At 69.1% G+C, this 13600-nt stretch carries 16 protein-coding genes; 14 read left to right on the top strand and 2 right to left on the bottom strand.

Features of this window, described 5'->3' with window-relative positions; genetic code table 11:
- Positions 1-8: 8 nt before the first annotated feature.
- Both flgK and flgN read right to left on the bottom strand, forming a co-directional pair.
- Positions 9-1394 (bottom strand): flagellar hook-associated protein FlgK, encoded by a 1386-nt coding sequence (flgK, locus tag ACIA8K_RS13030; RefSeq protein WP_396058190.1) that lies wholly within the window; start codon positions 1392-1394, stop codon positions 9-11.
- On the bottom strand, positions 1394-1876 hold the full coding sequence (flgN, locus tag ACIA8K_RS13025; RefSeq protein WP_396058188.1) for a flagellar export chaperone FlgN: 483 nt from the start codon (positions 1874-1876) through the stop codon (positions 1394-1396). The genes flgK and flgN overlap by 1 nt, the downstream gene beginning before the upstream one ends.
- A 225-nt stretch (positions 1877-2101) precedes the next feature.
- On the opposite strand from flgN, the gene ACIA8K_RS13020 reads away from it, so the two are divergent.
- From ACIA8K_RS13020 to ACIA8K_RS12955, 14 genes are all read left to right on the top strand, one after another.
- Positions 2102-2977: a sigma-70 family RNA polymerase sigma factor gene (locus ACIA8K_RS13020; protein ID WP_396058186.1), complete on the top strand. Its 876-nt coding sequence runs from the start codon at positions 2102-2104 to the stop codon at positions 2975-2977.
- 196 nt (positions 2978-3173) lie between these two features.
- A complete protein-coding gene (locus ACIA8K_RS13015) occupies positions 3174-4007 on the top strand; it encodes a flagellin (RefSeq protein WP_396058184.1) in 834 nt (277 codons plus the stop codon).
- A gap of 123 nt (positions 4008-4130) precedes the next feature.
- Positions 4131-5432 carry a flagellar filament capping protein FliD gene (fliD, locus tag ACIA8K_RS13010; RefSeq protein WP_396058182.1) on the top strand — a complete coding sequence of 434 codons (1302 nt, stop codon included), beginning with the start codon at positions 4131-4133 and terminating at the stop codon, positions 5430-5432.
- Between the two features lie 14 nt (positions 5433-5446).
- Positions 5447-5827, top strand: coding sequence for a flagellar export chaperone FliS (gene fliS / locus ACIA8K_RS13005; protein WP_396058180.1), 381 nt, complete (start codon positions 5447-5449; stop codon positions 5825-5827).
- 6 nt (positions 5828-5833) lie between these two features.
- Entirely contained in the window at positions 5834-6175 is a 342-nt protein-coding gene (locus tag ACIA8K_RS13000; RefSeq protein WP_396058178.1) for a hypothetical protein, read from the top strand.
- Between the two features lie 248 nt (positions 6176-6423).
- Positions 6424-6765 (top strand): flagellar basal body rod protein FlgB, encoded by a 342-nt coding sequence (locus ACIA8K_RS12995; RefSeq protein WP_396058176.1) that lies wholly within the window; start codon positions 6424-6426, stop codon positions 6763-6765.
- Positions 6766-6776: 11 nt separating this feature from the next.
- Positions 6777-7175, top strand: a complete 399-nt coding sequence (locus tag ACIA8K_RS12990) for a flagellar basal body rod protein FlgC (RefSeq protein ID WP_396058173.1) — start codon at positions 6777-6779, stop codon at positions 7173-7175.
- A complete protein-coding gene (locus ACIA8K_RS12985; RefSeq protein WP_396058171.1) occupies positions 7172-7486 on the top strand; it encodes a flagellar hook-basal body complex protein FliE in 315 nt (104 codons plus the stop codon). The genes ACIA8K_RS12990 and ACIA8K_RS12985 overlap by 4 nt, the downstream gene beginning before the upstream one ends.
- Positions 7486-9072, top strand: a complete 1587-nt coding sequence (fliF, locus tag ACIA8K_RS12980) for a flagellar basal-body MS-ring/collar protein FliF (RefSeq protein WP_396058168.1) — start codon at positions 7486-7488, stop codon at positions 9070-9072. Before ACIA8K_RS12985 ends, fliF begins: the two co-directional genes overlap by 1 nt.
- Positions 9073-9141: 69 nt before the next feature.
- Positions 9142-10158, top strand: coding sequence for a flagellar motor switch protein FliG (gene fliG / locus ACIA8K_RS12975; RefSeq protein WP_310416788.1), 1017 nt, complete (start codon positions 9142-9144; stop codon positions 10156-10158).
- Positions 10142-10810, top strand: a complete 669-nt coding sequence (locus ACIA8K_RS12970; RefSeq protein WP_396058165.1) for a FliH/SctL family protein — start codon at positions 10142-10144, stop codon at positions 10808-10810. The genes fliG and ACIA8K_RS12970 overlap by 17 nt, the downstream gene beginning before the upstream one ends.
- Entirely contained in the window at positions 10807-12141 is a 1335-nt protein-coding gene (locus tag ACIA8K_RS12965; protein WP_396058163.1) for a FliI/YscN family ATPase, read from the top strand. Before ACIA8K_RS12970 ends, ACIA8K_RS12965 begins: the two co-directional genes overlap by 4 nt.
- Complete coding sequence (locus ACIA8K_RS12960) at positions 12138-12584, top strand: cell envelope biogenesis protein TolA (protein WP_396058161.1); 447 nt, start codon at positions 12138-12140, stop codon at positions 12582-12584. The genes ACIA8K_RS12965 and ACIA8K_RS12960 overlap by 4 nt, the downstream gene beginning before the upstream one ends.
- On the top strand, positions 12581-13600 hold the full coding sequence (locus ACIA8K_RS12955) for a transglycosylase SLT domain-containing protein (protein WP_396058158.1): 1020 nt from the start codon (positions 12581-12583) through the stop codon (positions 13598-13600). Before ACIA8K_RS12960 ends, ACIA8K_RS12955 begins: the two co-directional genes overlap by 4 nt.

Genomic DNA, 13600 nt, shown 5'->3' with positions numbered 1-13600 from the left:
CTGCCTCTCTACGCGGCCATGCGGTTGATAAGCACGTCGAGCATCTCGTCGACCGCGGTGAGCACTCGGGACGCGGCCTCGTACCCACGCTGGTACGTGATCAGCTGGGTCATCTCCTCGTCCAGGTTGACGCCGGCGTAGGACTCCCGCGCCGCGTCCGTGTCCTGGGTGACCACCGACTGGATCGCGTGGCGGCGGTCGACCGACTGCGCCTCGACGCCGAGGTTGGCGATCAGCACCGCGTAGGTGTCGTCCGGGCCGCCGGGCGTGGTGGCCAGGTCGGCAAGCGCGTCCGCGTTCGCGGCGTCGTAGGTGCCGGCCGTCGAGGAGGCGGCCACGAAGGCGGGGTCGTCGAACGCCACCTTGATCGACTCGGCGGTGCTGCCGGAGAAGAAGTCCCGGCCGGAGCCGCCGTCCAGGCCGTACCCGGCGGCGTGGATCGTGTTGACAGTGGTGGCGAGCTTGGCGGCGACCGCGTCCAGCTGGCCGGAGTACTTCGGGATGGTGGTGGTAAGCGTGTCCTGGATCGCGCCCAGCGTGCCGCCGATCTGCGCCGGGGTGTTGGAGTCGGCCCAGCGCACTGTCACGCCGTTGCCGGCCGGGTCCGCGGTCTGGTTCTGCAGCCGGTCCGCGCCGGTCACCCGGATCTCCCGGGCGGTCACGCCCTGCACCAGGCCGGAGCCGCCGAGGTAGACCGCGGCCGTGCCGTCGGCCTGGATCGACGCGGTGGCGCCGGTCAGCTCGGAGAGCTTCATCAGCTGCAGGTCACGCTGGTCGGCCATCTCGTTGACCGGCAGGCCGGCCGCGGTGGCGCGCTGGATCGTGGTGTTCAGCTGGGCGATGTTCTTCGCCATCGTGTTCACCTCGGTGGCAAGCGCGTCCGCCTGGTCACGGTTGGCCTTCCACTGCGCGCCGAGGCTGTTGAAGGCCGCGTGGATGCCGTCGGTGACCGTGTTGCCCTGCTGGATGAGCGCGGTCCGGATCGCCGGGTCGTCGGGGTTGTTCGCCACGTCCGCGAACGTGCCCCACAGCTCGCTCATCTGGTGCTTCAGCGCGGTGTCGCTCGGCTCCGCGAACGTGTTCTCGATCGTGACGAACTGCGCCTTCTGGTTGTTCAGGTACGAGACGTTCGCCCGCTCCTCGCGCCCGCGCCCCTCCAGGAAGTCGTCCCGGGTACGGCGGATGTCGGAGATGGAGACGCCGTTGCCGACACCGTCCGACGTCGACCACATGGTCGGCGAGATGTTCCCGCTCGCGGACGTCATCTGCACCCGCTGGCGCGTGTATCCCTCGGTGTTCGCGTTCGCGATGTTCTGCCCGGTGACGTCCAGGGCGCGGCGCTGCGCGTAGAGCGAGCTGAGCGCGGTGGTGATGCCGGAGAACGTACTGCTCATCAGATCGCCTCATCCACTAGGCGGGCTCGGTGGCCGGCTGACACGGTCTGCCCCTTGGGGCCGTACGTTTCGACGGAACCGGCGATGATCATCATCGTTTCCCGCGCCGCACGCTGCCCGGCGGAGAGCAGATCGCGGTTGGTGGCGGCAAGACTGCTGATCTCGGCGGTCAGCGTCAGAAATGACTTACGGTGTTCATGGAGGAGGTCGCTCCACGGGATCGCCGCCGCATCCGCGATCTCACCGAGGCTGGCCTCGGCCGAGAGCCCGAGTTCGACCGCGGCGGCCTGGGCGTGGGCGGCGCGGATGACCTCGGTCTCGCGCATCTGCTCCAGGACCATCTCGACCTCGCGGGTCGCGTGCGCCAGCCAGCGGGACCGGCCGGAGGCGAGCAGCACCTGCTCCTCTTCGAGCTTGAAGAGGAGGAGCTCCATCAGCTCCCGGGTCCGCCACAGGACGCTGGACAGTTCGATCAAGCTCACGAGCGCCTCCGCCTGCCGGACGATGTCCTGTCCCTGTTCCCCTGTTCGTCCTTGCAGGTCGGCAGCCTGAGACCGGCCTTAAGAGGTTTCGACCTGAGGATTCCGGCCTCGATGCAACCAAATGGCAACCGTAAGTAACGGACACAGCACCCTCGGTAACAGAAGGTTTCTCTTGTTCACGGTGAACAGCCCGCTCAAGTGGGCCAACGCCTGAGGGGGAAACACATGACCGCCGTCGCCGTAGCCACCGCTGCGAATGTCGCTACCGCCCACGAGCAGGAACTTCTTATCCGGGAACACATCCCGCTCGTCGGCCACCTGGTCCGCGACATGCTGAGCCGGGTGCCCTCGCACGTCAATCGCGACGATCTGACCTCAGCCGGCCTCGCCGCGCTGGTCACGGCCGCCCGCGGGTTCGACCCGTCGCGCGGCATCCCGTTCGCCCGGTTCGCCGCCACCCGTGTCCGCGGGGCGCTCCTCGACGAGCTGCGGCACCTGGACTGGGCGTCCCGATCCGTGCGATCCAGGGCCCGCAAGACCGACACCGCCCGGCAGGAACTGACCGCCACGCTCGGCCGTACCCCGTCCCAGCAGGAACTGGCCGGGTTCCTCGGCATCGCGGTGGACGAGCTGAAGGAGGTGGAGGACGACGTACAGCGCGCGGTGGTGCTCAGCCTCCAAGGCTTCACCACAGGCGCGGCGGAGGACATGGTCACCGAGCGGACCGCCGGCCCGGAAGACCTGCTGCTGCACCGGGAGCGGATCGGCTACCTGCACGACGCGATCGCGGCGCTGCCGGACCGGCTCCGCACCGTGGTCAACGGCTACTTCATGCAGGAGCGGCCGATGGCGACAATCGCCGCGGAACTCGGCGTGACCGAGTCCCGCGTCTCCCAGCTGCGCGCGGAGGCGCTCACGCTGCTCCGGGACGGGCTCAACACGCACCTCGACCCGGAGCTGATGGAGCGCAAGGACAAGAAGGACGGGTGCGTGGCCCGCCGGCGCGCCTCCTACTACCAGGAGGTCGGCTCGCTGGGGAACCTGCACACCCGGCTCGCCTTCACCGATCAGCACGGCGTGCCGATCGCGATAGCCGCGTAGTTCGTCCTCAGACCGGTTCCGGCGTCGTCGATCCCGCATCGGCGGCGCCGGTCCCTACCCCGTCCCACGACGGCGGTCCCGGTAAGTCAGAAAACCTCTCGCGAAATCTCAAGAGCAGGGCCGATGCGCCGAATAGTCATGGCGTACGGCGCACGGATGCGCCGGACAAGGGCCCGATCTCAAGGAGGAAATTCTCATGGGTCTTCGTATCAACCAGAACATTGCCGCGCAGAACGCCTACCGGAACCTGTCGGTCACCGACGGGCAGATGGCGAAGTCGCTGGAGAAGCTGTCCAGTGGTTTCCGGATCAACCGGGCGGCTGACGACGCGGCTGGTCTGAGCATCAGCGAGGGCCTGCGCGCCCAGACCGGTGGCCTCAAGGTCGCCGTTCGCAACGCGCAGGACGGCATCAGCGTCGTGCAGACCGCTGAAGGTGCGCTCACCGAGGTGCACAGCATTCTTCAGCGTATGCGTGACCTGTCCGTGCAGGCGTCGTCCTCCGGTTCCAACGACACGGACGCTCGTACCGCGAGCGACACCGAGTTCAAGGAGCTGGGCAAGGAGCTGGACCGGATCGCGAACACCACCAAGTTCGGGTCCCAGAAGCTGCTTGACGGTGCTTACTCGGGCGACTTCCAGGTGGACTGGAAGGACGTCACCGCTACGGGTGGCAAGTTCACCGTCGCGATCACCCAGGCCATGGACTCCACCAGCCTGGGTGTCGACGCCATCGACCTCGTTGCGGCCGGCGGCGCCGACTCGGCGATCGACCTGATCGACACCGCGATCAAGGACGTGTCCACCACCCGGGCGACGCTCGGTGCTTACCAGAACCGCCTCGAGCACACGATCAACAACCTGAACGTGTCGGTCGAGAACCTGTCGGCGTCGGAGTCGCGTATCCGTGACACCGACATGGCCCAGGAGATGGTCTCGTTCACGCGGGCCCAGATCCTGTCGCAGGCCGGTACTTCCATGCTGGCCCAGGCGAACCAGGCCCCGCAGGGCGTTCTGTCGCTGCTGCGCTAAGTCGCACTACAACTTCATCAACTGAATACCGCACCACACAATCGAATAGGCGGGGGTGGCTGGCAGACGGCGCCGGCCACCCTCGTCCCATGAGGCTTTACCCGCACGTCGGAGGGACTCACCGTGACCACGAGCGTCAGCGGCCTTGTCAGCGGCCTGGACACCCAGACGATCGTCTCGCAGCTCATGCAGGTCGAGGCGGCCGGTCAGACCCGGCTGAAGAGCAAGGTCACCAACGAAGAGAAGTCGGTCACGGCGTATCAGTCCGTGAACTCCAAGCTGGCCGCGGCAAGTACCGCGGCGGGCGACCTGGGCAAGCTCTCCACCTGGCGCTCGGCCAAGGCGACGTCCACGAGCAGCACCGTCAACGCGGTCACCACGAACAGCAACACCACCCAGACCGGCGCGGTCACCTTCGACGTGGTGTCGCTGGCCAAGGCACAGGTCACCACCACGCGCGCCGCGAGCACCGGGGACGCCACCAACCAGTCAGTCGTCTCGATCGCCAAGGGCGACGGCACCACCGCGGACATCGACATCTCCGCGGACCGCTCGCTCGCCGGCATCGCCAGCGCGATCAACGACGCGGCCTTCGGCATCAAGGCCACAGTCGTCGAACTCAACGACGGCAGCGGCCAGAGCGTCCTGCAGATGAGCTCGACCAAGGCGGGGCTGAGCAACGGCTTCACCATCAACGGCGGCTTCGACGGCGACGTGAAGACGCCGACCGCGGCGTCCGACGCGAAGCTGCAGGTCGGCGGCGCGGACGCGGACGGCGGCTACAGCGTCACAAGCAGCAGCAACACGTTCAGCGGGTTGATCACCGGCACGTCGATCACGGTCACCAAGGAGGGCGAGACCGGCGTCACCGTCGACGTCTCCGCGGACACCTCGGCGATCACCGCCAAGATGAAGGCGCTCGTCGACACCGTGAACAGCGCGCTGTCCGAGATCGGCAAGCAGACCAGCTACAACCCGGGTAACAAGACCTCGGCCCCGCTCAGCGGCGACTTCTCGGTGCGGCAGATCAGCCAGAGGATGCTCAGCACGGTAAGCAACGGGCTGGACAACTTCGGCAGCCTCTCCAAGATGGGCATCTCGCTCACCCGGGACGGCACGCTCTCCTTCGACGAGACCAAGTTCGCGTCGACCTACACCGCGGACCCCGAGGCGATCAAGACCGCGGCGACCGCGTTCGGCACCAAGGTCAAGGACCTCTCGGAGGCGTCGCAGGCCCAGATCACCGACGTGGTCAACGGCCGCAAGTCGCTTATCGACACGATGAACGACCAGATCAGCAACTGGGACATCCGGCTCGCCACCCGCAAGGACTCGCTGACCCGGCAGTTCTCCGCAATGGAGACGTCGCTGAGCAGCATGAAGAACCAGTCCAACTGGCTGGCCGGCCAGCTCGCCAACCTGTAGGGGGACGACCCGAGATGACCAGCCCAGCCCTGCGCAACCGCTATCTGAACGACTCCATCGCCACCGCCTCACCCGGGCGTCTGCTGGTGATGCTCTACGACCGCCTGGTGCTCGACATGGCGCAGGGCGAGGAGGCGCTGCGGGCCGGCGACCGGACCACCGGCGCGGACCGGCTGATGCACGCGCAGGAGATCATCATCGAGCTGCGGTCGACGCTCGACATGGAGGTCTGGTCCGGCGCGGCCGGCCTCGCCGCGCTGTACGCCTACTGGCTGAGCGAACTGATCGGCGCGAACGTGACAGGCGACGCCGAACGGGCCCGGCTGGTCCGGGAGCAGATCGAACCGGTGCGCGACGCGTGGCGGGAGGCGGCCGCCCAGCCCGCGGCCCACTGAAACGCCATGAACACCCCACACGGTACGGATGAGGACTGGCGGTCGGCGTGGACCCAGGCGCTGGACCGCCTGGAGCTCGACGTCACCGCGGTGGAGACGCTGCTCGCGGACGTCCACCGGTTCGACGACACGCCGGTGACCGACCCCTGGTCACCGCCGGAGGGCATCGGCCCGCTGCCACTTGACCTTCGGCCGCGCGCGGACGGAATCCTCAAACGGCAGACCGTGGCCGCGCAGCAGCTCGCCCAGGCGCTGATCGGCACCCGCCGGCAGGTCGCGGCCGTGTCAAAGGTCGAGACGCGGGACTCCGCGCCGTCCCGCCCGGCCTACCTGGACTGCGCCATGTGATTGAGGCGCCTCAGCACCCGTACCCCCGCGTGCTCCTGATCGTGCTTTTGTCCCGCGGACCTGCGGTTTGGGTCCGTGGGACTCGTTTCTTGACAACTCGACAGCGAAATTTCTCAGCTTCGCACCCGGACGGCTACCGACGGGGCCTCAAGCGCGCCCTCCCCCGGCCGATGAGAAGGGCACGAGCACGGAGCGCTCAGCGAAACGCCCACGGATCGGGCGGCCACGCAAGGGAAGGAGGTGACGCCGTGTTCGACGACGTCACATCATCCGCGCTCCGCATCGCCGTGAACGGGCTGTCCGCCCGCCAGAAGGCGGTCGCGAACAACATCGCCAACATCGAGACGCCGGGGTACCACGCCCAGAAGGTCAAGTTCGAGGAGGCGCTGTCCCAGGCGGTCGAGTCGGGCCGGCCGGCCCGCGTCGCGCCGTCTGTGGACCGCTCGCTCGAGCCGACCCGGCTGAACGGCAGCAACGTCAACCTCGACGAGGAGACGCTGTCGCACGTCGACACGTCCATGCGGTACCAGCTCACGCTGCGCGCGCTGGACAGCAAGTACGGCCTGATCAGCACAGTCCTGAAGGGCTGAGGGGGACTCGGATGAGCACATTCAACGCGATCGGCATCGCCAGCACCGGCGTCACGGTGTACCGCAAGTGGCTTGACGCGGTGTCGGACAACGTCGCGAACATGAACACGGTCAAGCGCACGTCGGAGGCCGCGTTCCAGGAGCGGTACATCATCGCGCAGGAGGCCGGCGACGGCAACGGCGTGCAGGTCGGCGGCGCCGCGTTCGGAAGTGCCGAGGGCCGGCTGGTCCACGACCCGAGCAACCCGCTCGCCGACTCCGAGGGCTACGTACGCATGCCCGACATCGACCTGGGCTCCCAGATGGGCCAGCTGGTCATGGCGCAGCGCGGCTACCAGGCCAACCTGTCGGTCGTCGAACGCGCCAAGGACTCCTACTCCGCCGCCATCCAGCTTGGGAAGGGCCAATGACTTCTCCTGTCTCGGGCGTCGCCGGCATCGGTGCCGCGCTGCCCATCGCTCCCGTCGCGCCGACCTCGACCCCCGCGGTCACCGGCCCGAACGAATCCTTCGCCACCATGCTCTCGGACGGCCTGGAGAACCTTCAGAAGGTGCAGGGCCGCGCCGATGAGCTGGCTGTCCAAGCCGCCAACGGCACTCTGTCGGATCCCGCCGCCTACACGATGGCCAGCACCGAAGCGGCGCTGGCGACCCAACTCACCGTGGCAGTTCGGAACAAGGCTGTTGAGGCCTTCACAGAGATCATGAGGATGCAGGCTTAATGCAGACAAACCGGCTTCCGGCGCCCGTCCGCCGCCTGACCGACTCGTTCGCCTCCTTCACCACCGGCCAGAAGGCCGTCACGATCTTCGCGGTCCTCGCGCTCGCCATCGGCGGTTACTTCTTCGCCACCTGGGCCGCGCAGCCCTCGTACGCGATGTTGTTCAACAACCTCTCCGGCGAGGACGCGAGCGGGATCGTCGAGAAGCTCGATGCTGATGGAGTGTCCTACGAGTTGGCCGACGGCGGCGCGACGATCCGGGTCCCGCAGGATCAGGTCTACGACCTGCGGATCCAGATGAGTGGCGAAGGACTGCCGGCCAACTCCGACTCGGGGTACGCGCTGCTGGACAAGCAGGGCATCACCACCTCGGAGTTCATGCAGCACGTCGGCTACCAGCGGGCGCTCGAGGGCGAGCTGAACAAGACCATCACCTCGATCGACGGCGTACAGGCCGCGACCGTGCACCTGGCGATCCCGCAGAAGGACGTCTTCTCGGACGACGCCGAGAAGCCGACCGCGTCGGTCCTGATCGCCGCGAAGGGCAACTCGCCGCTGAACAGCCAGCAGGTCCAGTCCGTCGTCCACCTGGTCGCCTCGAGCGTCGACGGCCTGGAGCCGACCGCCGTGACCGTGGCCGACTCGTCCGGCAAGGTGCTCTCCGCGGGCGACGGCAGCTCGGTGGGCGCGGGCAGCGGCGACGCCGACCAGAAGACCACCGCGTTCCAGACCTCGATGAACGGCAAGATCCAGGCGATGCTGGACAAGGTGCTCGGCCCGGGCAACTCGACCGTCACCACCACCGCGGACCTGGACTTCGACAACACCGAGACGAAGACCACCAAGTACAGCTACGACCCGACGGTGCCGGCGCTCTCCGAGACGAGCAGCCGGGAGACGTACTCGAACGGCGCGAACACCGCGGCAGGTGTGCTCGGCCCGGACAACATCCAGGTGCCGAACGGCAACGCGAACAGCTCCAACGGTGCGTACGAGTCCACCGACACCAGCAAGAACAACGCGGTCAACAAGACCGAGGAGGTCCGGAAGGCCTCCGGCGGCGCCATCCGCAAACTGACAATGGGCGTCGTGATCAACAGCAAGGTCGCCGGCGGCATGGACACGGCCGAGGTGGAGAAGCTCGTCGCGTCCGCGGCAGGCATCGACACCACCCGCGGCGACTCGCTCGCGGTCTCCGCCATGCCGTTCGACACCTCCGCCGCCGAGGCCGCCACCGCGTCGCTGACCCAGGCCACCAACGCGGAGAAGCAGGCCACCTACCTCTCGCTCGCCAAGACCGGCGCGGTGGTGCTGATCCTGCTCATCCTGATGTTCATCGCGTGGCGCGCCGGCCGCCGGGCCCGCCGCCAGCGGCTGACCGAGGAGGAGCTGGCCCGGCTGACCGCCGAGGAGGAGGCCGACCGGGCCCGCCGCGCCTCGATGTCCACCCAGGTGGAGATCGAGCGGGCGAACGACCAGCACGCCGAGGACCGCGCGACACGCCAGAAGGAGATCGAGCGCCTGGTCGACGACCAGCCGGACGAGGTCGCGCAGATGCTGCGCGGCTGGATGTCGGAGCGCCGCTAGGACAGAACAGGCCCGGCCGGGGACTCCCGGCCGGGCCTGCCGCATTTCGCAGAACAGGGGGTGCCGCCGGTGGCAAGCGGAACGATGACCGGCCTGCGCAAGGCCGCCGTGATGCTGGTCCAGATGGACAAGGAGCGCTCCGCCAAACTGCTGGCCCAGCTCAAGGAGAGCGAGGTCGAGGAGCTCTCCGCGGAGATCGCCCGGCTGGGCCGCGTCGAGTCAGAGACCGCCGACACCGTGATGGACGAGTTCCACGCCCAGATCACGGTGCGGCACGCCGGCCAGGGCGGGCTGGAGTACGCCCGCGAGCTGCTGGAGGCGTCGCTCGGGCCGGAACGCGCCTCGATGATCCTGGACCGGCTGAACGCGTCAATGACTGACATGCCGTTCAACTTCCTCAGCCACGCCGACCCCCGGCAGGTCCTCTCCTTCCTGCAGCACGAGCATCCGCAGACGATCGCGCTGGTCCTGGCGCACCTGCCGTCCACGCTCGCCTCGCAGATCCTCTCCGGCCTGGACGCGAACGCGCAGTCGGACGTGGCGCACCGGATCGCCAAGATGGACCGCACCTCCCCAGAGGTCATCCGGCAGGTCGAGATCGCGTTCGAACGCAAGCTCAGCACCGTGCTGCAGCCGTCCGAACTCTCCACGGTCGGCGGCCTGCAACCCCTGGTGGACATCATCAACCGCTCGGACCGCGGTTCGGAACGGCTGATCCTGGAGGGCCTGGAGGGCCGCGACCCGGAGCTGGCCGAGGAGATCCGGCGCCGGATGTTCATGTTCGAGGACATCAAGACGCTCGACGACCGCGCCATCCAGCTCATCCTGCGCCAGGTCGAGTCGAACGACCTGGCCACCGCGCTCAAGGGCGTCGCCGCGGAGGTCCGCGACAAGGTCGTGCGCAACCTCTCCGAACGCGCCCGGGAGAACCTGCTCGAAGAGATCGACCTGCTCGGCCCGGTCCGGCTGCGGATGGTCGAGGAGGCGCAGACCAAGATCGTCCAGGTGATCCGGGCGCTCGAGGACTCCGGCCAGATCGAGATCCAGCGCGGCGGGGGTGACGCGGAGGATGAGCTCATCGCCTGATCCGGTCATCCGGGCCGCGGACGCCGGGCACGTCTCGGCCGCGCGGTTCGACATCGACCTGCGCCACGAGGTGCCGGTACCGCACGAGGCGGTGGAGCGGGCCCGGACCGCGGGCCGCACCGCCGGCTACGCGGAGGGCTGGGCCCAGGGCCAGCAGGCCGCCGCGGTCGCCGCGCACGCGGCCCGCGACCAGGCCGAGGCCGCGCACCGTGCGTTCGAGGCGAAACGGCAGGCCGCGCTCGACTCGGTGCTTGCCGCGGTCGGCCAGGCGGTGGCCCGGCTGGACGCCCGGATCGTGCCCACGCTCAACGACCTCCAGGAGACCGTCCTGGCCGGTGCGCTTGAGCTGGCCGAGGCGGTGATCGGCCGGGAGCTGGAGCTCGCGCAGAACGGCGGCCTGGACGCGATCCACCGCGCGCTGGCGATGGCGCCCCCGACCGGAGACGTGCGGGTCAGACTGCACCCGAATGACTACCGAAACCTGCTGACCACCGATACCGGCGGCGAGTTCACTTATCAGGGCCGGATGATCCGGATGCAGCCGGACCCGGGCCTGCGACCGGGCGACGCGGTCGCCGAGTGCGGCCCCACGACGATCGACGCCACGATCGACGCCGCGATGGCCCGAGTGAGGGAGGTGCTGGACCTGTGAGCAGCCCCGCTCTGCGCAACCGGCTCAGCTCCGCGGTCCGCGCGGCCCGCCCGATGGCGGTCGGCGAGGTCACCGGTGCGGTCGGCCTCCGCGTCACGGTCAGCGGCCTCGGCGCCCGCGTCGGCGACCTGCTGCAGATCGGCGGCGACCGCGAGCCGATCCTGGCCGAGGTGGTCGCACTTGACGGCGAGCGGCTCAGCTGCCTGCCGCTCGGCCCGATCACCGGCATCGGCACCGGCGCCCCGGTGGTGAACACCGGCGCCCCGCTGCAGGTACCGGTCGGCCCGGACCTGCGCGGCCGGGTGCTCGACGGCCTGGGCCGGCCGATGGACGGCGGCCCGCCGCTGCGCGGTGAGCGGGTGAGCATCGACGCGGTCCCGCCGTCCGCGCTGGCCCGGCAGACGGTGGAGAAGCCGATGCCGCTCGGCGTCCGCGTGCTTGACACCCTGGTTCCGCTCGGCCGCGGCCAGCGGATGGGCATCTTCGCCGGGTCAGGCGTCGGCAAGTCCTCGCTGATGAGCATGATCACCCGCGGCTGCGACTGCGAGATCGCGGTGATCGGCCTGATCGGCGAGCGTGGCCGCGAGGTACGTGAGTTCCTGGAGCGCGACCTGGGACCGGAAGGGCTCGCCCGGTCCGTGGTGGTGATCGCCACCGGTGACCAGCCGCCGCTGGTCCGGCTGCGGGCCGCGTTCGTGGCGACCCGGATGGCCGAGTGGTTCCGTGACCAGGGCAACGACGTGCTGCTGATGATGGACAGCGTCACCCGTACCGCGATGGCCCAGCGTGAGGTCGGCCTGTCGGTCGGCGAGCCACCCGCCACCCGCGGCTACCCGCCGTCAGTCTTCGGCATGATGGCCTCGCTGCTGGAGCGGGCCGGCCCGGGCGCGATCGGCAGCATCACCGCGCTCTACACAGTCCTTGTCGAGGGCGACGACCACAACGAGCCGATCGCGGACGCGGCGCGCGGCATCCTGGACGGCCACATCGTGCTGGACCGGAAGCTCGCTACGGCCGGGCACTTCCCCGCGATCGAGGCGCTGGAGTCGATCTCCCGCGTGGCGAACGTGGTCACCACGCCCGAGCAGCGCGCGCTCGCCACCGGCCTGCGCCGGCTGCTCGCGGCCCACCGCGACGTACGCGAGCTGGTCGAGATCGGCGCCTACGTACCCGGCACCAACCCGGACGCGGACGTCGCGAACGCCATCTGGCCACAGATCCTCGGCTTCCTGCGGCAGAACCTGGACGACCCGAGCCCGCCGGAGCAGTCCTGGGCTCTGCTCAATTCCCTACTGAACGCCGACAACCTGCCGATTGAAGGAAGGTCATGATGAACCGCCGCCATTTCCGCCTTGCACCGGTGCTCCGCGCTCGTCAAGCCCAGGAGGACGCGGCGAAGGGCGGCCTCGTCCGCGCCCGGTCCGCCGAGCGCGATGCCCAGGACCTCGCGAAGCGAGCGTCGCTCGACCTGGTCGGCGCGGGTGCGCCGACCGAAGGCACCGCCCGGGCGATCGTCGCCGCCCTGGTGGCCCGGCAGGCGCTCGCCGCCAACCTGGCCGCCGCGGAGGCGAAGGTCGTCGAGGCCGGCGATCACACGGCGTTGCAGCAACTGCTGCTCGCGGACGCTGCGAAGAAGCGGCGTGCGGTGGAGCGGCTGGCCGAGCGGCACGCCGAGGCTCGCAAGGCCCACGAGATGGCAAGTGATCAGAAGACGATCGACGAACTGGCCGTGACGAACGGCCAGCGGGCTTCGGCCCGGGGAGCCAGTGCGTGATTCAAGGCATCGCTAACGTCCAGCAGCGCATCGCGCAGTTGCAGACCCAGCTAGGCCTTAATCCGACCGCAACGAACCCGGTCACCGTCACCAAGAACGACAGCACCACGGCTGCCACAGGCAGCTTCGCCTCCGCGCTCACCGCGGCCACGAGCACCGGCGCCACCACGAGCACCGGCTCGGCCACCACGGGCAACGCGTCCGGCGCCGGGATCGTCGAGGCCGCGAAGAAGTACCTGGGTGTCCCGTACGTGTTCGGCAGCACGAATCCGGACAAGGGCCTGGACTGCTCCGCGCTCGTGCAACGCGCTTACTCCGACATGGGCGTTAAGCTTCCGCGCATCGCGGCCGATCAGGCTCGCGAAGGTACGCCGGTGGCCGGCCTCGACAAGGCCAAGCCGGGTGACATCCTCGCGTTCAACAGGCCGGTCGACCATGTCGGCATCTACATCGGCGACAACAAGATGATCGCCGCACCCCAGCCGGGCGAGCAGGTCAAGATCCAGTCGGTGTACGCCAAGCCGAGCACCATCCGCCGGGTCGTCGACGACGCCATGACCATGCCACCGCCCACAAGCGCGGCGGCCGGGCTGCGGCCGGCGGCGCTCGGCACGGGCGGAGGCGGGCTCAGCGGCGTGCCGTACGCGGACCTGTTCACCCAGGCGGCCGCGAAGCACGGTGTGCCGGCGAAGCTGCTGGCCGCGGTCGCGAAGGTCGAGTCGGGCTACAACCCCAGGGCGGTCAGCCCGGCCGGCGCGCAGGGCCTCATGCAGCTGATGCCGTCCACCGCCCGGGGCCTGGGCGTGCACGACCCGCTCGACCCGAAGCAGGCCATCGACGGCGCGGCCCGGCTGCTGAAGTCGAACCTCAGGGAGTTCAAGTCGCTTGACCTGGCGCTGGCCGCGTACAACGCCGGTGGTGGGGCCGTGAAGAAGTACGACGGGATCCCGCCGTTCGCGGAGACCCAGGCGTACGTGCCGAAGGTGAAGGCCGCGCTGGCCGCTCTCGGCGGATAA

Origin of the sequence: Catenuloplanes sp. NPDC051500, assembly GCF_044454585.1 — a bacterium.
In the GTDB taxonomy this organism is placed as follows: domain Bacteria; phylum Actinomycetota; class Actinomycetes; order Mycobacteriales; family Micromonosporaceae; genus Catenuloplanes.
The sequence above is the reverse complement of the archived record's forward strand: the minus strand, read 5'-3'. Positions and strand labels throughout refer to the sequence as shown.

Excerpts from the sequence above, each read along its gene's own strand:
- ACIA8K_RS12985 (WP_396058171.1), top strand. The coding sequence starts at position 7,172 with ATGACTTCTCCTGTCTCGGGCGTCGCCGGCATCGGTGCCGCGCTGCCC.
- ACIA8K_RS12990 (WP_396058173.1), top strand. The coding sequence starts at position 6,777 with ATGAGCACATTCAACGCGATCGGCATCGCCAGCACCGGCGTCACGGTG.
- ACIA8K_RS12960 (WP_396058161.1), top strand. The coding sequence starts at position 12,138 with ATGATGAACCGCCGCCATTTCCGCCTTGCACCGGTGCTCCGCGCTCGT.
- ACIA8K_RS13000 (WP_396058178.1), top strand. The coding sequence starts at position 5,834 with ATGAACACCCCACACGGTACGGATGAGGACTGGCGGTCGGCGTGGACC.
- ACIA8K_RS13020 (WP_396058186.1), top strand. The coding sequence starts at position 2,102 with ATGACCGCCGTCGCCGTAGCCACCGCTGCGAATGTCGCTACCGCCCAC.
- ACIA8K_RS12970 (WP_396058165.1), top strand. The coding sequence starts at position 10,142 with ATGAGCTCATCGCCTGATCCGGTCATCCGGGCCGCGGACGCCGGGCAC.
- fliF (WP_396058168.1), top strand. The coding sequence starts at position 7,486 with ATGCAGACAAACCGGCTTCCGGCGCCCGTCCGCCGCCTGACCGACTCG.
- ACIA8K_RS13015 (WP_396058184.1), top strand. The coding sequence starts at position 3,174 with ATGGGTCTTCGTATCAACCAGAACATTGCCGCGCAGAACGCCTACCGG.
- flgK (WP_396058190.1), bottom strand. The coding sequence starts at position 1,394 with ATGAGCAGTACGTTCTCCGGCATCACCACCGCGCTCAGCTCGCTCTAC.
- fliS (WP_396058180.1), top strand. The coding sequence starts at position 5,447 with ATGACCAGCCCAGCCCTGCGCAACCGCTATCTGAACGACTCCATCGCC.